This window comes from Alteromonas sp. AWQ4_252, assembly GCF_056158205.1.
The window spans coordinates 3,422,444-3,441,518 of the sequence record NZ_JBSWSV010000001.1 but is presented as its reverse complement, the minus strand read 5'-3'; the positions used below and the strand labels follow the sequence as shown (position 1 = coordinate 3,441,518).

Below are 19,075 nucleotides of genomic sequence, written 5' to 3'. Positions count from 1 at the left end.
AAACGGTCAAGAAAGGAGCACCGTTCCGGTGCTCCAGTAAGATTTTATGGCAAATATCGCCTGTTGATTATTTCACTCACTAACCCAACTACATAAATACTGAAAATAATCACCCATCCTTTCTTTCCCAAAAATGGATAGCTCGGATCGGCTTCAAACTGAGTTACTAGCTGAATTAGCCAGACCGCGAATAACACGTCTCCGATAATCAAACACCAATGTGTTATCCAACTCAGAACTTCTTTGAGGTATTTGTGTTCACTTTTCATAAGTCTCCTTTTAACTGTTTGACCTCATAGCTAATTAGGTACAAGTAGGGAGAAATATGAACGCGCTCCCTCTTTAAAGAGACAATAAATAAGTTGTAACCGAGAAGAATTTCCTTAAGTTCGATTGAGATACTTCATTTACCAAAGGAAAGAATATGAGCCTGCTCAGTCACAAACTCTTTGATCATTGCGACCTTGATACAGACCCCCCTGAGTTAATAGAAGATGAAATCGATACACGAATGATTAACCCTGGCTCTGGATTACCACTTATGAGGAAAAGTGTTATTGATGTCGGCGGCTATGCGCTGGGGGATGGGACATTGGAGGAGACAGAAAGTATAGCTTCGCCAGTGATGTCGGAAAGTAAACACGCTTTTGACTCAGAAATGAACATTTTAACTTCAGCGGAGACTGTAAGTTCTTTCGATGATGATTTTTCGGTCAGTTTCGATAGCGGATTTATTGATGATGACTGGATGTAAAAAATATAAAAAAATTTTTTTTCGAAGAGTTTTCCCAAATTATTCATGCATATAGCGCTCGGATACACAAAACCACGTAAATCCGCATCGGAAATTTAGATTTTTTTTATAGCATCTGCTCAGTTCAACAAGAAAGGCAAAGTGCTGTATGAAAAAAATCCGTGTCGCTAAGTACATCAACGAATACCTGGCTGATGATCCTGTTTCATCTCAGACAGTCATCAACTGGATTAAAACTGGTGAGCTGAAAGGTGCCAAGCGAGGTGGTATCTGGATGGTTCACGTCGATGATAATCGTGAGTCAATGGCATATACAACCCCTAAAGACGTGTGTTTCAACATGCTTATGGGGGCTAACTAATGGGTTTAAATAAAATGGGACGCAAACGCAAACTTGAAAATGCAGATCTTCCTCTGGGTCTTTACACTCGCCCATTACGCGGTGTGACTCGTTATTTTTATCGCAATGTGCTTGGCAAGGACACTTACTTTCCCGTTGAGTTTAAACTTGCCGATATCAAGCAATCTGTTATCGAGTTCAATAAAACACATCGTAACAGTGCTGAAGCCTTGAAATATCGCGCTGATAAGTACAACGTGCGAGTTCATAAAGTGTGGCACAAAATAAAGCAAAACCTCGACGAAGTGAACGAGGGAAAATCTCAAAGTACGCTAAATACGTTTAATAATGATTGTGAGCGCTTTATCAACTTCTTCGCGAATTATTACACCAAAGAAATTACCTTAGAGGATATTAATGAGTATTTAGATGAGTATCACTCAGGCGCGTCCTTCAACGTCCGTAATAGAAAAATTCTCTTTCTTAGAGCCGTGTTTGCTGAGTTTACAGATATGAGCTACATGGAGCGAAATTGCGCTAACGACAAAAAGCTCAAAAAGAAGTCAAAAAAGGCCAAATCAAAAACGCCAATTCGTATCTCTAAGTATGCGCTCATGATGATGGCTGACGAAGCTGAGCCATTTCTAAGAACAGCAATAATGCTTTCACTTCAAACTTGTCACGCGGTTAATGAGATTGTGAACCTGAAATACTCAGATTGTCATTATTTTTCGAGTCCAAAGGTCTATTGTGTGGAAAGTGGAACCTATCTAGAGCCAAACCAGGGTACTCCTGAAGAACTTCTTGTGCATGGAATGATGTGGATTTCCAGAGAGAAGAACCAACATTGTGCTGCTTCAAGAGTTGAGATTCCAATTACAAACGAAATGATGGCTACGATTGAGGCTTCGGTGCAAGATTTAGGTGAGGTTTTTGTTAAAGGTACAGAGCCAAGCTGTCCATACATTGTTCACCGTAAAAAGCGCTATCACAAAGTCAATTATTCGAGTGATTTTGAACATCCTTGGCAGTTGACTCCTCGTTACCTAAGCAAACAGTTCTCAAAATTACGAGATGATATGGGACTTTATCTTGATATCGAAGTAAGAAGAGATCGCCCAGGCTTCCACGAGATTCGCTCTATCGCAATTTATCTTCATGACCAGCAGGCTAGGGACGAGGAAAATACGATGAATCGTGCAGCACACTCAGATTTAGGGATGACTCAGCACTACAAGGAAGGCCATGAAAAATTCAAACGAGTGCCTCCATCCACCGTTACTCTTTAATATTAAAAGCCGCCGCATATGGCGGCTTTTTTGTGTCAAAAAGGCATTAAACTAGCGCCACAAAATACAGTAGTTTAGATTCTTTAACTTGTTGTTTTTGCGTTATTTGTTGTTTTTTGGGGTTTTACAGATTTTGAATTGCGGTTTAGCTTTGATGCTGATCTTAAGTTATTGATTTAAAAGCTGTTTGCAGTCTCGGTTTACAGTCCGATACCACAAATGGGGTGTCAGGGGTCGGAGGTTCAAATCCTCTCACACCGACCAATCTCTTCCTCGCTCCCAGCGATACCCCTCATTCGTTCAAACACTTAAATTCACACTCCTTTTCAGAAAAAAAACAATAACAAACGCTGCTTTAAATGAAATCACTCGGCCAACGCCAACTGATAAACACTGATCCCCACGGCAGACGCCAAATTCAATGAATCAATGGCGCCACTTCCAGCAATAGTAAACGGTACAGCATTAAAAGTTTGTAGCGCTTCGGTTGGTACGCCGCGAGCTTCGTTGCCAAACAAATAGCATTCGAAGTTGCCGAAGCTAGGTGAGTTGATAGCTTCGCCGTTTAAGTCTAAGTAAGCGAACTGTTTGAATCGCTCTGAGAGCGATCCCAGGGTTACATCCAGTTCTACAGGCGTATGAAAGATAGCGCCCATGCTTGCGCGCACCACTTTGGAGTTGAAGGGGTCTACGCTGTTCGGACTCAGCAATAACCGAAAGTTACCAAACCAGGCCAGGGTTCTAAGAATAGTGCCTAGGTTGCCGGGGTCCTGCACTTCATGCAGGTAAATACAGCGCTCACCAGCTGCAAGCGGTCTAACGGTTTGTTTGGAGGGCAAGGGCACGCAGGCTATCAGCCCTTGGGGGGATTTGGTATCGCTAAGTTGACTCATTTGTTTTTGCGTGACTACCGCGATGGTAAATGCGCTGGCCAGGTCGTGTGCCCACTGCTCAAATTGTTCGGTTACGTAGAGCGTAATTGCCTGCTGCTCTTGCTTGTTAGCCTGCGCTTTTAACAGCTCAAGAATTAAATGTTCGCCTTCAACTAAATAGTAACCAAATTGCGTACGGTATTTTTTTTGATGCAGTTTTTTAACATCGTCGAGTTTCATGGGCGAATTCTGCGCAGTGGGTAGTAACAAAACGCGAATTGTACCGGTTTGACGGCCTAATTGATATCGTGGAGGCCAGTTGAGGTTTTGCAAATCGGCGCTAAGCCATTACAATAGCGCCCTCATCGCAACTCTCAACGCAGCGCATTAGAATGGCAAAATCGAAAACCAGCAAAAAATGGATGGACGAACACGTTAACGATATCTACGTGAAAAAAGCACAGGTAGACGGATATCGTTCCAGGGCTAGCTATAAGCTGATTGAAATTAACGAGAAAGATGATTTGTTCCGCGCGGGTAGTGTGGTCATGGATTTGGGATCTGCGCCGGGTGGCTGGTCACAAATTGTGGCGCCGATTGTTGGCGACAGCGGACGAGTGATCGCATCTGACATTTTGCCGATGAGCAGTATTGTCGGTGTGGATTTTATTCAGGGCGACTTTACCGATGAAGCTGTCTACGAGCAGATTTTGCAAACATTAGGCGATGCTCAAGTCGATACTGTGGTGTCTGATATGGCACCCAACCTGAGCGGAGTGAATACAACCGACCAATATGCATCTATGTATTTAGTCGAGCTGGCCCTTGATATGGCGCGCAACGTATTAAAACCTGGCGGTAGCTTCTGTGCCAAGGTGTTTCAGGGCGTGGGTTACGATGAATACGTTAAAGATGTGCGTAGCTCATTCAACAAGGTTATTGTGCGTAAACCTGCAGCGTCGCGTCCCCGTTCACGTGAAGTCTATTTGGTTGCTAAAGGCTTTAAAGGCTAATCGTTCTTTTTACCGCTAATGGCCGTTTGGCTACTTTTCTAACAACGGCAGCTTGTCGGGCACACCATTCCATTCATCAGCGTCTGCCGGGGCGGGCTTTAATTCGGTGATGTTTGGCCATTGCTGCGACAGTTCTGCATTGACCGCCAGATACGCTTCCTGACCTGGCGGCAAGGCTGTATCCTGAAAAATCGCTTCGGCCGGGCATTCGGGTACACACAACGCGCAATCAATACAAATAGCCGGGTCGATGGCCAGAAAGTTTGGCCCTTCAAAAAAGGCATCTACGGGGCACACCGCAACACAATCCGTGTATTTACATTTTATGCAATTGTCGGTTACTACGAAGGTCATTGGCGTTTCATGTGATATCCGGGGTGAACAGGCGCTAAGTGTAAATTAGCAAGCTCAAAAGACAAGTGGAAATGCGCGAATGACTGCTAATTTACGACTGTGGCTACCTATATTTTTAGATCTGATTTAAAATACGCTGCCCTGACGGAGAGGCCGTTCGGCATTAACCAGAGTACCTGCCCCCATGTTGCGATTAACGGACATCAAATTACCCCTTAACCACGATGAACAAGCGCTTAAAAAAGCCGTACTGGCAATCCTTGGCATTGCTGCTGGGCAGCTGAATGCCATTAATGTATTTAAGCGTGGTTACGATGCGCGTAATAACAAAGATATTCAGTTAATTTATACGCTGGACGTGGACGTTAGCAACGAAGACAGCCTGCTGGAGAAGTTTAAGAAACAAACCCATGTTCGACCAACGCCGGATATGCAATACAAGTTTGTGGCATCAGCGCCAGAAAACTTAACTGAACGCCCGGTCGTCGTTGGGCTCGGGCCATGTGGTTTGTTTGCCGCGTTAATCTTAGCGCAAATGGGGTTTAAACCTATTGTGCTTGAGCGTGGTAAGGCTGTGAGAGAGCGCACCAAAGACACCTTTGGTTTCTGGCGTAAGCAACCGCTAAACCCTGAATCGAACGTGCAGTTTGGAGAAGGCGGTGCAGGTACATTTTCTGACGGCAAACTGTATAGCCAGGTAAAAGACCGCAAACATTATGGTCGCAAAGTGCTGCATGAGTTTGTGGCCGCGGGCGCGCCGGCGGAAATAGAATATGTAAGCAAACCCCATATCGGAACCTTTAAACTGGTGAATATGGTGGAAAAAATGCGCGCGCAAATTATTGAGCTCGGCGGTGAGATTCGCTTTAGCACGAAAGTTGAAAAGCTGGATCTGGAAGCAACCGACAACGGCAATCAAATTAAAGGCCTGTATCTTTCTAGCGGTGAATATCTGGCAAGCCGGTTTGTGGTTCTGGCCATCGGGCACAGTGCACGGGATACCTTTACAGCACTGCACGAACAGGGCGTGTACATTGAACCCAAGCCTTTTTCTGTAGGGTTTCGCATCGAACACGAACAAAGCATGATAGATGCGTGTCGTTTTGGGGATAACGCAGGTAATCCTATTTTAAGCGCGGCCGATTATAAACTGGTTCACCATTGTAAAAATGGCCGCTCGGTTTACAGCTTCTGTATGTGCCCGGGTGGAACAGTGGTTGCTGCTGCCTCTGAGCCGGGTCGCGTAGTGACCAATGGCATGAGTCAGTATTCACGTCACGAACGAAACGCAAATAGTGCTATCGTGGTAGGGATCACCCCGGAAAAAGATTATCCTGGCCATCCACTTGCCGGTATTGAGCTACAGCGCCGACTGGAAGAAGCGGCATTTCATGCCGGTGGCGAGAACTACAATGCGCCGGCCCAGCTAATTGGTGATTTTTTGGCAAATAAATCCAGTGAAGAACTGGGCGATGTCACGCCGTCGTACACACCGGGCATCACGCTTACCGATTTGAGCAAGATAGTGCCTGAATTCGTAACCGAAGCCATTCGCGAGGCAATCCCAGCGTTCGACCGCCAGATCAAAGGCTTTGCCAAGGCCGATGGAATGTTAACCGGGGTTGAAACCCGTACCTCGTCGCCTATTTGTATTAAGCGAACCGGTGACTATGAAAGCGTGAACGTGTCAGGGTTGTATCCGGCAGGTGAGGGCGCGGGTTATGCAGGTGGTATTCTTTCTGCCGGTATCGACGGTATTCGTGTGGCAGAAGCGGTGGCGCTGGCTATGGTGGCGGCACAGCAAAGCAGCTAGTTAGCTGCCCGTAACTTGTCGCGAATGTCCATCCAGGCTTTTCCAATGTGGTTCAGGCCACGTTGGTCACGGCCAATACCCCAAAAGTAGTCGTATTGCGACGTTTCCACAATTAGCCGGTCCTCGGTGGCAAACAGCGCCTCGCGTACTTCTTCGTACATCTGCACTTTGGTGTACAACGCTCGTTTCATCATTATTGGCGCCGTGGTTTTATAGTCGGCGATGTTACCGCGATACCAGGCTTTGCCATATGCGTAGGCTTTTTCGCCGGTAGGTAAGGACGCAACTTTTTTGGCTTGCTGAGCACGTCTGAGTGTTTTGGCCTGCACGTAATGTTCACAGGTAAGCCAATTCTCGTCATCCAGTAGGATGGGATGTGCAGAGCAGGTCGATAACGGATTAGACAGGTCAAAGCGAGAGAACTGAAACGCTTTTTCCATTGCTAAATTGGCTGTAAACACGTTGAATCCAAAGGCTAAATAGTCATAAGTGTCAGTATAAAGAAATATTCAGCGGTTGTAATTTAACTGAACCGTTTTAGCGCGCCGGGTTGACCCCGGCACTTATTGCGAGTGGCCGGTGTTAGCGGCGCTTTTTCATACGCTGGCTTTGTTCCTGGCGTTTCTCGTCACGCTTTTCTTTGCGGTCTTTTTTGTCGGGAGTTAATGAACCCTGTTTAAAGCGTTCTTTACGTTTGGCCTTATCCGCCGCTTTTTTCGCGGCTACTTTCTCCATTTCCACTTTTTCTGCCGTGATCATGTCGGGCGTCTCAAGTGTAATGCGCCCCAGTTTGCCGGCTTGTAATTCAGTCAAAAGAATTTCGCAAATCTTGTGGAGGTTCACCCGGCCGCCGCTCATTATGGCACCGCGCTTTTTGGCTGCGGCTTCCAGAAACTCAAGTTCCGTTGGCGGGATTTCGGTTAGTTTAAAGCGCTCCTGCATGAGGGTTGGGTATGCTTTGATAAGGTAATCGGCGGCATAAAAACCCACGTCGTCAAATTCCATAGCGGTATTTTTTACTGCCCCAGACGCGGCTAAACGATAAATGGAGTTAGGGTTTTCCAGTTTCGGCCACAGTACACCGGGGGTGTCGAACAAGACTATGCCGCTGCCTAAATTAATGCGCTGCTGGCTTTTGGTTACCGCTGGCTCATTGCCGGTTTTGGCAATAATACGTTCAGCAAGAATGTTGATTAACGTCGATTTGCCGACGTTGGGAATCCCCGTAATCATGGCATTGATAGACTTGGCCGACGCTTCTTTACTGGCGCAAATCTCACGTATCATCGATATGATCTGACGACTGGCTGACGGGCTATCGCTGGTGGTGGTAATGGTTGTAACCCCGCGCTCACTTTCCAGATAAGCTTGCCATTCTGCGGTAAGCTCCGGATCAGCTAAGTCATATTTATTGAGAATTTTCAGGCACGGTGTATCGCCCCGAACTTTTGCAATTTCCGGGTTCTCACTGGAGTAGGGAATACGTGCGTCGAGTACTTCAATAAGAATGTCGACTTTATTAACAGACTCTTTTATTTCTTTAAGGGCCTTGTGCATATGCCCGGGAAACCATTGTAGTGCCACTTTACTGTCCTTTGGCGGGAGTTTTGCGCTAGTTTACTGTATTTGGAATAAGAATGCCGGTTCACTGAGTGCACAAAACTTCAATCCTTCAGCATTAAGCAACTTGTGCATTTTCGTTCATACTAAAATCAAAACCAATGAAACTGGTAAAGTTAGAGGCTACTTTGGCACAAGTAGCGTTAGAAACTGAATCAACATACACAGACCGTTTTCAAACTACGGTGCCTAGTTTGGCTCGTCAGGCGTTACACCTAGGGAAAAAAAGTCAAGATTACATACACGATACAGCCTGATGGCAGCGTTGAGATTGACTTAGCATCTCCTCAGGGGTTAAGTTGTAAACTTTCGAATTTTACCATAAGGGCTGTTCGCGCTGACAAAGCTCGACTTCGTCCACTAACCAAATAATTACATAGCAAGCAGACTATTTGGATAACGCCTTGTTAAACAAATGCTCAATACTTTTCACGCTGTCGTAGATACCAAAAAAGTACACTACTGCAGCTTTACGCCAGTCGCCGTTGCCTTGCAGAAGACCTGTATCAGAACCACCCATGATGAAGTCGCCATTAGATTTAAATGTAGCGACATTACGACCTCTCACCCAGACTTCGCCCTTTTTGGTAATTTCACAAAACTTATTGCCATTCACAAACATGTGCAGGCTCTCAGGATTCAGCTTTTTGACCTTTTTGGGGATATTTGACATTGCGTTTTGATGATCAGGCAATTTGGCAAGCAAGGCATCATGAGGGGTTGTATTAGTAATGTTGACAACACCTGTCATGTCGTCGGGTTTTACGTACAATACCTTCATAGCTGTACCTGTAGCTGTGGCGATGCGGCCTTCAGCCTGGGTATATGCCTGCTGGAACTGCTCGATGATTTGATTTAACCACATGGTATTTACCTAGTGATCAAATCGATCGTATTCGGCTTTGCTTAGTCGACCTTCACTATAAGCCTGATTCACAGTTTGCTGGTCGGCCATGCGCTGTTCTTTAGTTAGAGAAAGCATTGCCATTGCCCACGTTTCCGCCTGCGCAGGGGGGGGGTGTCAGCAAGGACCGGGCGGTTATTTTTCTGATATTTCGCGATCAGTGAGTTATAGAGTGCCTGACCAGACAAACCGGTTGGTTTTTGCGTTTGATGTTTTTGAGGCCATTTGCGACTTGTTTGACCAGGGCTTTTGCACGAATTAAATCAATGTCCTGGGAGGCGAATGACGCTCTTGAAAGGCACAATAGACAACATAAAAGCAGGTGTTTCATAGTTATTATCCTTAATAAGCAAACCGACATTCCTATTTGAGTTGTTCACGTGACCATTTAGTCTTTGTGGTCCGATAATTACCAAGCTGAGCAAAAATTGTACTAAAGTGAGTGGCAGCGCGGCATATTTAATACCCGTGCTGTTTACCTGCCTGACCCATCATTGGCTCACTTTGACTCCAGCATGTCAGGCAGACCTTTTGGGCCGTGGAAAGTTGATAACCGTTTATTTGGTAGTCGTTCACTGACGTGAGTTGTTTTGATTCATTCAGAGGTGGCCTCCTAACAACAAAATGAATTACTGAATGAGAATTAACATTTCTCCTCTTTGGTTATTTAGCAGTTGTTCATTGATAGCAAAGTGCGAGATGTGCATCAGAAGCTTTAAAAGTAGTTTAAAATTTTTCATACTGGAACTAGCCATAGATAACAAGAATTCTTCGTATGGAACACATAGGTAAATATCGAGTACTAAAAGAACTTGGAAGAGGTGGTTTCGGTGCTGTGTTTTTAGGTGAAGACACTCGCTTAGGCGAGCTAGTTGCCATCAAAATGTTTAAGATCCGGGATGAAAACCTAGCCAATCAGGTGACGTCTGCGGCCGAGGATGCTGGCGAAATTCTCAAACAGCGCTTTCTAAATGAAGCCAAAACCTTGCGTCAGTTAAGCCGAAATCCATTTATCGTCGAAATGTATGATTTTGACGAGTTGCCGGATGGCACACCATATTACGTTATGCCTTATTTGCCCCACTCGTTGAAAGATGAGCTGGGCAGTGATTCAACTAATGCCGCCGTTGTAGCCGAACTTGATGAGGAAGACAGGCCTCGACGCTTGCCCACAGCAAAAGGTATCCATTATCTTGAACAACTGCTTATAGCGTTAAAAGATGTGCACAACGCAGACCTTATTCACCGCGATATTAAACCTGCAAATTGTTTGCTCAACGAGCGGCAGGAATTGAGACTGTGTGATTTTGGTATAGCTAAATTACCAGATAGTGAGCACAGTGAGAGTGGTATTGGGATGGGCAGCCGCAACTACATGGCTCCGGAACAACGACAAAGTGCAAAGCATGTCGATGCCAGTAGTGATGTTTATAGTGTTGGTGTGTTGGCGTATCGCATGCTAACAGGCACGTTACCTGAGGGACGCTATGCCGATCCGAAAGCTTATCAGCCTGGACTATCTGATGAACTTAATCACCTCATTCTCAGAGCACTAGAGCAAGACAAAAATAAGCGGTTCGAGAACGCCGGAGACATGTTAAATGCATTAAGGGCGGTAAATCGTAATGCCGGGCGACACGAGGAAGAAACGGAAGCAACCAGCACCTGGGTCGGGGGAGACACCCATATCAAAGCTGAACTAAAACCTCTGCAGGATAAAATCGCTCAGTTGTTTTTAATCCAGGGAGAAATCTTATCTGGCGATTTACCTATATTGAGAGCATTGGGAGATTTAGCTAACCTCAATGATGAAGATATTCGCGTGTTGATTGATCAAACATCAGAGCAATTAGCGCAAGAAAATAGTCAGCAATCTGCGTTTCAACTATGGGTAAAGAAACTCAATCAACGAGCTGATGGTCAAAATTTTCTCACAAAAAACGAGCGTAAAACACTCATTGACGCTGCCACTGTTATTACCGGAAGGGATAAAGCTCAACTTGATGCTTTACTGAACCATAAGTTTCCAGATCAACAAAAGGGCTCGTCATCGTTTTCTGACAATGCCGAATTGGCGGATAAAGTAAAAACAGATGAGCATCACGAACAGGCATCTTCCTCAGAAACAACCACCGGTAAGATCTCTCATAATAAAAGGCGTAAAATCACGATAGGTATCGCCGCAATCATTGTGATTGGTGGGCTATTAGGTGTTATTGATCATCAAATGAAAGCAGGTAAACGGGCGCAGTATGAAGCCGCCAGGTTAGAACGAACTATACAGAATAACGAAAGGTCAGTAGAACGAGAAAAGCGCGAGCAAAAAGAAGATTGGCTTAATGCTAAAAGCGAGAACACTTACAGTTCTTTTATGAAATATATCACCAAGTGGCCTGATGGAGCGCATATTACTGATGCAAGGGAAGCGCGAAATAATATCGTCCAAACTTTGATAAAACAAACTCCAGAGAAAATTGTTAGCAGTTTAAAATCGATACCGGGCGGCAGTTTCGAGATGGGCTGTAGTCAGGGTGATCCGGTATGTTTCGACAGTGAAAAGCCACGTCATGTGGTAAATATTAATGCTTTCAAGCTTATGGACAGTGAAGTGACATACGACATGTGGGACGCTTGTTTTTTGGCTGGCGGCTGCTCCCACAATGCAGTTGCCAAGAGAGGACGCCGAGGACAACATCCCGTGCACGATGTCAGTTTTGAAGATATTACACGCGAGTTTATTCCGTGGTTAAATAAGGCGTCCGGAATGTCTTTTCGGCTGCCCACCGAAGGTGAATGGGAATACGCAGCAAGAGCTGGCTCCACATCCAGGTATTCGTGGGGCGACACGATAAACTGCAGCGCCGCGCGTTATGGCATGCGATCTGATGGTGGGGAATGCAGCTCGATTGAAGAGGGCCCTTTGAAGGTGAAGTCTCATAAACCCAATGCATATGCTCTTTATGACATGCACGGCAATCTATACGAGTGGACGGCAGACTGTGTGGTAAAAAATTACAATGCTGCTTCTGGGAATGGCGCCGCAGTCGCCACGGGAGATTGTACCAGGCGAGTCGTGCGGGGGGGGGCATGGGCAAGTGATTCTAAACATCTCAGAAGTAGCTTTCGCGATTGGGAAGTGCTTACAACAAGAACTCTTACGTATGGTTTTCGCCTTGCCCACGATTAAAATACTGTTAGGCTTTGGTGTTTCAAAAAGCAGAGTAACTGAGTAATATAAATGTAAGGTTACTGATTATCGACTGCCCTTAAAAAGTCAGCTAAACCCATGCGCTTTTACGCGCGTTGGACTTACCTTCCTTCGCTGATTCAAGTTATGTATTCAGTGTACCTAAATCTGGCATTTTATATTTGCAGTTTTCAGCGTATAGATTTTTAAGATGGAAATCTATTGCATATCGCGTGTATCGCTATTTTCTTCCAATCTGCTTAATACCCAATCAAAAAATTGATTGAACCGCTGTTTGTACTTGTTAACGGTATCTGTTTTTAAGCATCTGTCATCCCAGTCTTCTGCTTCAAGGTCGCTAAGCGTGAGGTCGGGAAAATACCTGATTCTTCCGGTAGGCATTGATTGTATTTGGATAAGGACGCATTTTAGAACAATACCATAAGGCTGTTGGCGCTGAGAAAATTGACGTGAATCTATTGAAACACGTCAAATTGAGGGCAGAGCAACGTCAACAGAGACCATTCAAGTGTTGAATAACAATATGTTAAGAGTGCTAAAAATAGAATAATGTGAAGACTAACCGACCGATTTACGCTTTACCTCCACCCCTTTTTTTGCTGGAGAAAAAAGAATTAAAGTTATGAAACACGCAGTATCGTGTGGACTTTCATGTTCTCGCCTATACTCATGTAAAGGCTGACACAACGAGAGTGTCAGTAAGTTTGTCATTTACTGACTTTGATGCAGGAATTTGAGAAGAAGGCTTAATTTTGTAAACAGGCTCAAGTCTACTGTATATGCTATAGGTGGTTCGCATGTTTCATAAAAGGAGTGTGACCAGATACGCACAACAATGCTGTCTACAAGCATGTTTAGTGTTGTCGCTTTCATTATTTTCTACCGTGCCAACCTTCGCTAATGAGTGTGGAAAAGGGCCACGTAAACTTACGGTTTCTCTTCTCATCTTTAGCACGGCCCAACGAGCAGCATTTGAAGAGGTCGCAGAGAATTTTTCCAATCAGTGCCCTAATATTTTAATTGACTATTTATCTTCAGACGATGAGGGTTACAAGCTCAAATCGGAAGATTGGCTTAAAAATAACCCTGATGTAGATGTCATGCTGTGGCTCTGGCCCGCTGACTTGAAGAAGTTGATCGTAGATGGCTTCGTTGAGCCGGTGACTGATTTGTGGCTTGAGCCTTTGATGGAGGATCACCGCACAGATCTAAAGGAATTTATTACCTACGAGCAACAGCAATACGGCATTCCTGTTTCACTGGGTTTTTGGGGGCTGTACTACGATATTGAGTTGTTTACGGGGCTTGGTATTAAGCGAGTCGAGACATGGGAAGAGCTTCTACAAGCCTGCAAAGTCCTTACTCGAAACAATATTGTTCCAATTGCGCTGGGTACCAAGGAGCAATGGACGGTTTTTTCCTGGTTCGATTATCTGAATCTTCGCATGAACGGCCTGTCTTTCCATATAAAAGTGATGAACGGTGAGGTTGCTTTTACCGATGAACGACTGGTGGCTGTTTTTCAGAAATGGAAAACGCTGATTGATAACCAGTGCTTTCTCAGCAACTCAGCGCTATACACATATAAACAGGTACTGCCGTTGTTGTACAGAAAACAAGCAGGCTTGATACTTTCAGGTAATTATATAGTAAGCCAACTACCTGATGATATGCGCGTGAGCATGAGATATACACCATTTCCTACGATATATGAGCACATCTATAGACACGAAATATCTACTGTCGATTACTTTATTATATCTTCAAAAAGCAGAAATAAAGAAATCGCAAAAACGTTTTTGCGATATATTTCTAGTGAAGAGGTTCAGGCTTTTATTAACGAGAGGATAGATCATCTCCCTGTTCATCCTAAGGCTCAAATAAGTAGCAGCAAATTGATTCAGGCAGGTAGCCGACATATTTCTTCATCGAAAGAGCTTGTGCAGTATTTCGATCGAGGTGTTGAAAAAGCATATTATGAACCTTACATGGCGATTCTTGTTGAGTTTTTGTCGAGCGGTGACGTTGACAGAACCATTGCACAACTTGAAATCGCAAGAAAAGAAGTGTTCTTCGCTGATTGACTATTACCTTGATGGCATACCGCTTTTAATAGATTTAAAAAGTGCGGTAATGAGGGTCTGCAGACCATAGCAAATGGTGTTTCGTTATCTCAAATTTAGCTGCAACCAGCTTCATATTGGCTTGATTAGTCAGAATTTTTTTATCTGCATAAACTCGAAATTGGTTGCCTTTTCTTTTATAGACAATTCGTCCTCTGGGAAGTGCCTGATATTCACTGCCGTAGAGTTCTGGGAAGTCCGGGTAGTAGAGAAAATTGCGTTCCCATTCTATGTCATGACTAAACGGGCTATCACAGATGCCAATACTGTCGACTGCGGCATCAGCAATCTTCATTGTCTTAGCAATAATGTTTGCATTGTATAGCCAGAATATGCCAATTTTAGGGGCGTGTTGTTGCACTTTTCCACCGTTGAATGAATTTGTTTCACAGCACTGCCTCTGGATAAATTTACAACCCTCATGTCCAGGAATTTTATAGCTATCAGCATATACCGACCACTATGATACCTTCGGCTGAGAGTATGTCGCTGCCTATGGGGTTACGACTTGCCGCCTGCTTTATCTCCCCAAATTTCTTCGAGGCGCTGATCCCGGCCACAGTTCCAGCGGTAGTATTTGTAGCGCAGAGGACTTTTTTTATAAAAATCCTGATGTACTATTTCATCACCTTTAATTGGATAAAAGGTAGATTGTTCAAGAATAGGGGTTACTACTGATTTATCAGGAAACTGTGCTTCAACAGTCTTTTTAGTTTGCTGTGCGATGACGCGCTCGTTTTCATTAGCGACAAAAATAGCGCTTAAATAACTTGGCCCTTTGTCACAAAATTGCCCACGGCTGTCGAACGGGTCAATGTTTACCCAAAAGTGATTCAGAATATCCTTATACGATAATTGGTTGTCGTCGTAAGTAATTCTGACTGCTTCATAATGCCCTTTGTGATTACCTTTGTACGTTGGGTTCGGCGCACTACCGCCAGTAAAACCTGAAACTACATTGGTTACGCCAGGTAACTTTTCAAAGTCAGATTCCATACACCAAAAACATCCACCGGCCAAAACAGCTTCACCAGCGATAGTGCTGGGAACAAAAGCAACGGCACACATAGTCAGCACAGTACGCAAAATTTTCATCATATTCCTTAGCAAGCATTTTTAAAGGTTATACGTTCGTAATACAGAACGGTTTGATGCTCAAAAGCTTTCAATAAGTTAGGTAAAATATAAGATCAAAACCAACATACATGGATGTGAGTTGGTTATGTAAGGCCATACCAATTAAATACATAGAGGTAGAAAATTACTCTAAATAATCAGTAAGCTAACACACAGATAAGTATCACTACGACCACAGAAAAAAGACTCAACAAGGAAGCAATCCATGCACACCACCCACACCTTGGACGACTATGCGGTTTACCCCAAAGCGCGTCTTTTCTCAGAAAAAAAAGGAGTTGATAAACACGTATTGTTGAGAGCTATTCAAGCCATTAGCGAGTACAACAGTGACATTGATTTTTGGAATGTGCATAAAACAAGCACCGCTATCCGCTTCGGTCAACGCAAGCCACAACTACAAAAAGGTAAAGTGTTAGGTGGGTTTAAGGTGGAAAACGGCAAATTTATTATCAGGTTCCCAGCTACCCAAGGGCGCAGTGAAAAACAAACGGTGCTTTTGACTGACGACACGGAAAAAAATCGTGATGCAATTTTTGCTGAATTAAAAAAACAGTTTGCTGTAGAGGGTGTTGCGCAGTTAACCGGGGCCGGGAGATTGCCGGGAAACTATACAGTTGATGACATCGATCCAGACGACAATGAAGATGAGTTCGAAGAAGATAATGAGATTGAAGGACGTGAGCAGGTGATTCCCTCGTCGTCGCTTAATCAGATTTTCTACGGGCCGCCGGGGACAGGAAAGACCTATCACACCCTACAAGCGGCGGTGAAAGCTGCAGAACCAGCGTTTTACGCATCGTTAAACATCGACCAGGATAAACCATGCAGCGCTGAACAACGTGCTGCTTTGACAGCGAAATATCAGTCTTTAATGGCACAGCAACGAATTCGCTTTGTCACGTTTCACCAAAGTTATGGGTACGATGAGTTTGTTGAGGGCATTCGACCAGTTCTTGGTGATAACGGCAGTGATGTTGGCTACGAGGTAAAGCCTGGTGTCTTTAAAGAGATTTGTGCAGCAGCAAGAGATCATGAGGCTCGCGAGGCTTTGGGGTTGGCCAACAACGCTCGCGTGTGGAAGTTCTCAATTGATGGCGTGGGTAAAAGTACGGTTCGAGACTACTGTTTTAAAGAAGGGTATGCGGCGTTAGGCTGGGAGCAAACCGGTGATCTAGCGGGCGTACAATCTGAGCAAGAGGCGACTTACTTTGCTAACTTAGGGAAAAACAATCGCGACACATTAGATAATTTTTTCCGACATATGCAGCAAGGCGAGCTGGTACTTTGTATCAGTAGTCAACGAACGATTCAGGCCATTGGTATTGTCGCTGGCGACTATGAGTATCATCAGGATGGCTTCCTGGCTGAGCGTCACTTTCCTCACTGCCGCAAAATAAACTGGTTAGTTACGGAATGTAACCTAGATATTTATGCGCTGAACGACAACAAAAACCTTGTCCAAAAATCAGTGTATCCGCTGAATCGAATTTCAGTGAATGCACTACTGGAGGAAATGTCGCGGCAAAATATTACACTCAAACACAAACCGTCTAAGCCACAAAACTATGTGTTAATTATCGATGAAATCAATCGCGGTAATATTTCCAAGATTTTTGGTGAACTGATTACCCTTATTGAGCCTGCAAAACGACAAACGAGAGGCGGTGGCAACACGGAAGCACTGGAAGTGATCTTGCCTTACTCTCAGCAGGCTTTTTCTGTGCCCGATAATGTGTATTTAATTGGCACAATGAATACTGCGGATCGCTCATTGGCTTTAATCGACACGGCCTTGAGAAGGCGATTTGACTTTACCGAAATGATGCCACAACCCTGCTTACTCGAGGATAATGAGGTAAAAGGCGTCGACCTTTCCAAATTACTTCATACCATGAACAGGCGAATCGAAATTCTCTACGACCGAGAGCACACCCTGGGCCATGCGTTTTTTATGCCCGTGGTTATGGCGAAAGAGAAGAGTGAAGCAGAGGCATTCAGTACTCTGCGTAACGTATTCGTGAATAAGATTATTCCCTTACTTGAAGAATATTTTTTTGAAGATTGGAATAAAATTAGCCTCGTACTCGGCTGTATTAAAAACAGCAAATTCAATTTTATCAAACAAGAGAGTCACTCGTATAACGATATCTTTGGCCCGGGTCACGGTCTGGACACATTTGAAGGCAACAAAGTTGTTTATAACCTCGAACCGGTTTCTGAGGATCCATCATGTGTATGGAATCAACCTGAAGCCTATCAACAAGTATACGCGGGCTCAGTAAGCAAGAACGAAACTAATGACTAGTCATCAATACGTTGTTGTTTTCGAGTTTGATAAGCTCGGCGCTGGTGAGGGAGCAGAGTTATCTGACAATATCGTTGCTGTTTCCGATGCGGCATTTGCTTACTTAAAACGGTTGAGTTTGTGTAGTACCAAAGAGAGTCGGTTTTTATCATTAACAATGGCGGACAACTGTGAAGTCGTGCAAGTTAAAAACTACGCTGGCGTGGTATTCACACCTGATGGTACTCACATTGAAATATTGCCCAAAATAGGCAGGATAACTGAGCCAGGCACGACCCGCGAAAATGCCATAGTGCATCATCGCGAAACGTTATTATCCATGTTGAAGTACCATACTCATTTGCATCACCTCAAAACCGAGGATGCGCTTGTTTCCTTGCGCAAAATGCCATTGCTAGAAGTCTTTGTCAGTCAATTTCTGTCGTCGGTAAATACGCTGGTGAAGAGAGGATTGCGTAGTGATTATGTGGCGTGTCGCGACAATCTACCATTGCTTAAAGGAAAGCTACAGCTTTCTGAACACGTTAAGCGCAATTATATAAATAAGCACCGGTTTTTCGTTGAGTTTGATGAATACTTGCCTGACAGGCCTGCAAACCGCCTTATTCACAGCGCGCTTCACAAAGTGAAGACTTATTGTCGAAGTCATGAGAATCAAAAGTTACTCCGGGAGCTATTGTTTGTCTTTGCTGATGTGCCTGTTAGCCAAAATATAAAAAGCGATTTTGCTGCCGTGCGTTTAGACCGTGGTATGGCCTATTATAAGCTTCCTCTTCAGTGGGTAAAAATAGTGCTGGATGAAATGTCGCCACTGGCGGGAAAAGGTGATAGTTATGCCGTGTCTCTTTTATTTCCAATGGAGCGTGTTTTCGAACACTTTGTGGCCAGTACCTTGCGCAAAATATCTCCCGACAATACGCAAGTTTGCACTCAGGTAGCATCAGAGTATTTGGTCTACCGTGAAAATACCCGTCGGTTTCAGCTTAAACCAGATTTCAAACTTTCGGCTGGGAAGCGAAAAACCATAATGGACACCAAATGGAAACTGCTAAATAGCAGCGAGACTGACAATCATTATGGTTTGTCTCAATCTGATTTTTACCAGATGTATGCTTATGGACAAAAGTACTTGAAAGGAGAGGGCGACATGTACCTAATTTATCCCAGGCACGCCCAATTTACTCAGCCTATTTCCTGTAGTTTTGACTTTGATGACAACAGTGCACTTAAATTATGGGTGATTCCTTTCGATTGTGCCGCGGATGTGGGGGATACCCAAAGATGTTATTGGCCAGAAAAAGCGGAGTCGGTATTTTCTGTGAGCTGAGACTTTGCATGCA

The 19,075-nt window shown here is 44.4% G+C and carries 18 protein-coding genes; 9 read left to right on the top strand and 9 right to left on the bottom strand.

From position 1 onward, the window contains the following. Positions 1-44 precede the first annotated feature (44 nt). Positions 45-269, bottom strand: coding sequence for a hypothetical protein (locus ACXACM_RS15135; protein ID WP_474822766.1), 225 nt, complete (start codon positions 267-269; stop codon positions 45-47). 155 nt (positions 270-424) lie between these two features. Here ACXACM_RS15135 and ACXACM_RS15130 point away from each other — a divergent pair, with 155 nt between their 5' ends. The 3 genes from ACXACM_RS15130 to ACXACM_RS15120 all read left to right on the top strand — a co-directional run bounded on the left by ACXACM_RS15130 (position 425) and on the right by ACXACM_RS15120 (position 2,383). Continuing rightward, a complete protein-coding gene (locus ACXACM_RS15130) occupies positions 425-754 on the top strand; it encodes a hypothetical protein (protein ID WP_474822765.1) in 330 nt (109 codons plus the stop codon). 148 nt (positions 755-902) lie between these two features. Continuing rightward, entirely contained in the window at positions 903-1,115 is a 213-nt protein-coding gene (locus ACXACM_RS15125) for a helix-turn-helix domain-containing protein (RefSeq protein WP_474822763.1), read from the top strand. Further along, positions 1,115-2,383, top strand: a complete 1,269-nt coding sequence (locus tag ACXACM_RS15120; protein ID WP_474822762.1) for a site-specific integrase — start codon at positions 1,115-1,117, stop codon at positions 2,381-2,383. The genes ACXACM_RS15125 and ACXACM_RS15120 overlap by 1 nt, the downstream gene beginning before the upstream one ends. A gap of 365 nt (positions 2,384-2,748) precedes the next feature. Here the strand turns inward: ACXACM_RS15120 and ACXACM_RS15115 are convergent, their stop codons facing one another. Beyond that, the gene (locus ACXACM_RS15115) at positions 2,749-3,495 is read right to left on the bottom strand and encodes a TrmH family RNA methyltransferase (protein ID WP_474822760.1); all 747 of its coding nucleotides are present in this window, start codon (positions 3,493-3,495) and stop codon (positions 2,749-2,751) included. Positions 3,496-3,647: 152 nt separating this feature from the next. Between ACXACM_RS15115 and rlmE the strand changes: the two genes are divergently transcribed. Further along, positions 3,648-4,268: a 23S rRNA (uridine(2552)-2'-O)-methyltransferase RlmE gene (gene rlmE / locus ACXACM_RS15110; protein ID WP_474822759.1), complete on the top strand. Its 621-nt coding sequence runs from the start codon at positions 3,648-3,650 to the stop codon at positions 4,266-4,268. A gap of 30 nt (positions 4,269-4,298) precedes the next feature. Here the strand turns inward: rlmE and fdxA are convergent, their stop codons facing one another. After that, entirely contained in the window at positions 4,299-4,622 is a 324-nt protein-coding gene (gene fdxA / locus ACXACM_RS15105; RefSeq protein WP_474822758.1) for a ferredoxin FdxA, read from the bottom strand. Between the two features lie 184 nt (positions 4,623-4,806). Here fdxA and ACXACM_RS15100 point away from each other — a divergent pair, with 184 nt between their 5' ends. Further along, the gene (locus tag ACXACM_RS15100; RefSeq protein ID WP_474822756.1) at positions 4,807-6,435 is read left to right on the top strand and encodes an NAD(P)/FAD-dependent oxidoreductase; all 1,629 of its coding nucleotides are present in this window, start codon (positions 4,807-4,809) and stop codon (positions 6,433-6,435) included. Here ACXACM_RS15100 and ACXACM_RS15095 read toward each other — a convergent pair. The 3 genes from ACXACM_RS15095 to ACXACM_RS15085 form a co-directional block, all read right to left on the bottom strand. Then, a complete protein-coding gene (locus ACXACM_RS15095) occupies positions 6,432-6,896 on the bottom strand; it encodes an NADAR family protein (RefSeq protein WP_474822755.1) in 465 nt (154 codons plus the stop codon). The genes ACXACM_RS15100 and ACXACM_RS15095 overlap by 4 nt on opposite strands. A 121-nt stretch (positions 6,897-7,017) precedes the next feature. After that, positions 7,018-8,019: a ribosome biogenesis GTPase YlqF gene (gene ylqF, locus ACXACM_RS15090; RefSeq protein WP_474822753.1), complete on the bottom strand. Its 1,002-nt coding sequence runs from the start codon at positions 8,017-8,019 to the stop codon at positions 7,018-7,020. Positions 8,020-8,443: 424 nt separating this feature from the next. After that, positions 8,444-8,920, bottom strand: coding sequence for a hypothetical protein (locus ACXACM_RS15085; protein ID WP_474822751.1), 477 nt, complete (start codon positions 8,918-8,920; stop codon positions 8,444-8,446). A gap of 814 nt (positions 8,921-9,734) precedes the next feature. Here ACXACM_RS15085 and ACXACM_RS15080 point away from each other — a divergent pair. Further along, positions 9,735-12,146, top strand: a complete 2,412-nt coding sequence (locus ACXACM_RS15080; RefSeq protein ID WP_474822750.1) for an SUMF1/EgtB/PvdO family nonheme iron enzyme — start codon at positions 9,735-9,737, stop codon at positions 12,144-12,146. Between the two features lie 219 nt (positions 12,147-12,365). Here the strand turns inward: ACXACM_RS15080 and ACXACM_RS15075 are convergent, their stop codons facing one another. Then, the gene (locus ACXACM_RS15075; protein ID WP_474822749.1) at positions 12,366-12,548 is read right to left on the bottom strand and encodes a hypothetical protein; all 183 of its coding nucleotides are present in this window, start codon (positions 12,546-12,548) and stop codon (positions 12,366-12,368) included. 416 nt (positions 12,549-12,964) lie between these two features. Here ACXACM_RS15075 and ACXACM_RS15070 point away from each other — a divergent pair, with 416 nt between their 5' ends. Further along, complete coding sequence (locus tag ACXACM_RS15070) at positions 12,965-14,251, top strand: ABC transporter substrate-binding protein (RefSeq protein WP_474822747.1); 1,287 nt, start codon at positions 12,965-12,967, stop codon at positions 14,249-14,251. A gap of 34 nt (positions 14,252-14,285) precedes the next feature. On the opposite strand, the gene ACXACM_RS15065 is transcribed toward ACXACM_RS15070, so the two are convergent. Both ACXACM_RS15065 and msrA read right to left on the bottom strand, forming a co-directional pair. After that, the gene (locus tag ACXACM_RS15065) at positions 14,286-14,651 is read right to left on the bottom strand and encodes a hypothetical protein (RefSeq protein WP_474822746.1); all 366 of its coding nucleotides are present in this window, start codon (positions 14,649-14,651) and stop codon (positions 14,286-14,288) included. A 140-nt stretch (positions 14,652-14,791) separates the two neighbouring features. Further along, a complete protein-coding gene (gene msrA, locus ACXACM_RS15060; protein ID WP_474822744.1) occupies positions 14,792-15,388 on the bottom strand; it encodes a peptide-methionine (S)-S-oxide reductase MsrA in 597 nt (198 codons plus the stop codon). Between the two features lie 244 nt (positions 15,389-15,632). Here msrA and ACXACM_RS15055 point away from each other — a divergent pair, with 244 nt between their 5' ends. Then, positions 15,633-17,735 carry an AAA family ATPase gene (locus ACXACM_RS15055; RefSeq protein ID WP_474822743.1) on the top strand — a complete coding sequence of 701 codons (2,103 nt, stop codon included), beginning with the start codon at positions 15,633-15,635 and terminating at the stop codon, positions 17,733-17,735. Next, complete coding sequence (locus ACXACM_RS15050) at positions 17,728-19,062, top strand: McrC family protein (RefSeq protein WP_474822742.1); 1,335 nt, start codon at positions 17,728-17,730, stop codon at positions 19,060-19,062. Before ACXACM_RS15055 ends, ACXACM_RS15050 begins: the two co-directional genes overlap by 8 nt. Positions 19,063-19,075 lie beyond the last annotated feature (13 nt).

Bases quoted from the DNA above. Each gene is read 5' to 3' on its own strand.
- ACXACM_RS15075 (WP_474822749.1), bottom strand. From the start codon at position 12,548: ATGCCTACCGGAAGAATCAGGTATTTTCCCGACCTCACGCTTAGCGAC.
- ACXACM_RS15125 (WP_474822763.1), top strand. From the start codon at position 903: ATGAAAAAAATCCGTGTCGCTAAGTACATCAACGAATACCTGGCTGAT.
- ACXACM_RS15120 (WP_474822762.1), top strand. From the start codon at position 1,115: ATGGGTTTAAATAAAATGGGACGCAAACGCAAACTTGAAAATGCAGAT.
- ACXACM_RS15085 (WP_474822751.1), bottom strand. From the start codon at position 8,920: ATGTGGTTAAATCAAATCATCGAGCAGTTCCAGCAGGCATATACCCAG.
- ACXACM_RS15130 (WP_474822765.1), top strand. From the start codon at position 425: ATGAGCCTGCTCAGTCACAAACTCTTTGATCATTGCGACCTTGATACA.
- ACXACM_RS15050 (WP_474822742.1), top strand. From the start codon at position 17,728: ATGACTAGTCATCAATACGTTGTTGTTTTCGAGTTTGATAAGCTCGGC.
- rlmE (WP_474822759.1), top strand. From the start codon at position 3,648: ATGGCAAAATCGAAAACCAGCAAAAAATGGATGGACGAACACGTTAAC.
- ACXACM_RS15080 (WP_474822750.1), top strand. From the start codon at position 9,735: ATGGAACACATAGGTAAATATCGAGTACTAAAAGAACTTGGAAGAGGT.
- fdxA (WP_474822758.1), bottom strand. From the start codon at position 4,622: ATGACCTTCGTAGTAACCGACAATTGCATAAAATGTAAATACACGGAT.
- ACXACM_RS15115 (WP_474822760.1), bottom strand. From the start codon at position 3,495: ATGAAACTCGACGATGTTAAAAAACTGCATCAAAAAAAATACCGTACG.
- ACXACM_RS15070 (WP_474822747.1), top strand. From the start codon at position 12,965: ATGTTTCATAAAAGGAGTGTGACCAGATACGCACAACAATGCTGTCTA.
- ACXACM_RS15055 (WP_474822743.1), top strand. From the start codon at position 15,633: ATGCACACCACCCACACCTTGGACGACTATGCGGTTTACCCCAAAGCG.
- ACXACM_RS15100 (WP_474822756.1), top strand. From the start codon at position 4,807: ATGTTGCGATTAACGGACATCAAATTACCCCTTAACCACGATGAACAA.
- ACXACM_RS15135 (WP_474822766.1), bottom strand. From the start codon at position 269: ATGAAAAGTGAACACAAATACCTCAAAGAAGTTCTGAGTTGGATAACA.
- msrA (WP_474822744.1), bottom strand. From the start codon at position 15,388: ATGATGAAAATTTTGCGTACTGTGCTGACTATGTGTGCCGTTGCTTTT.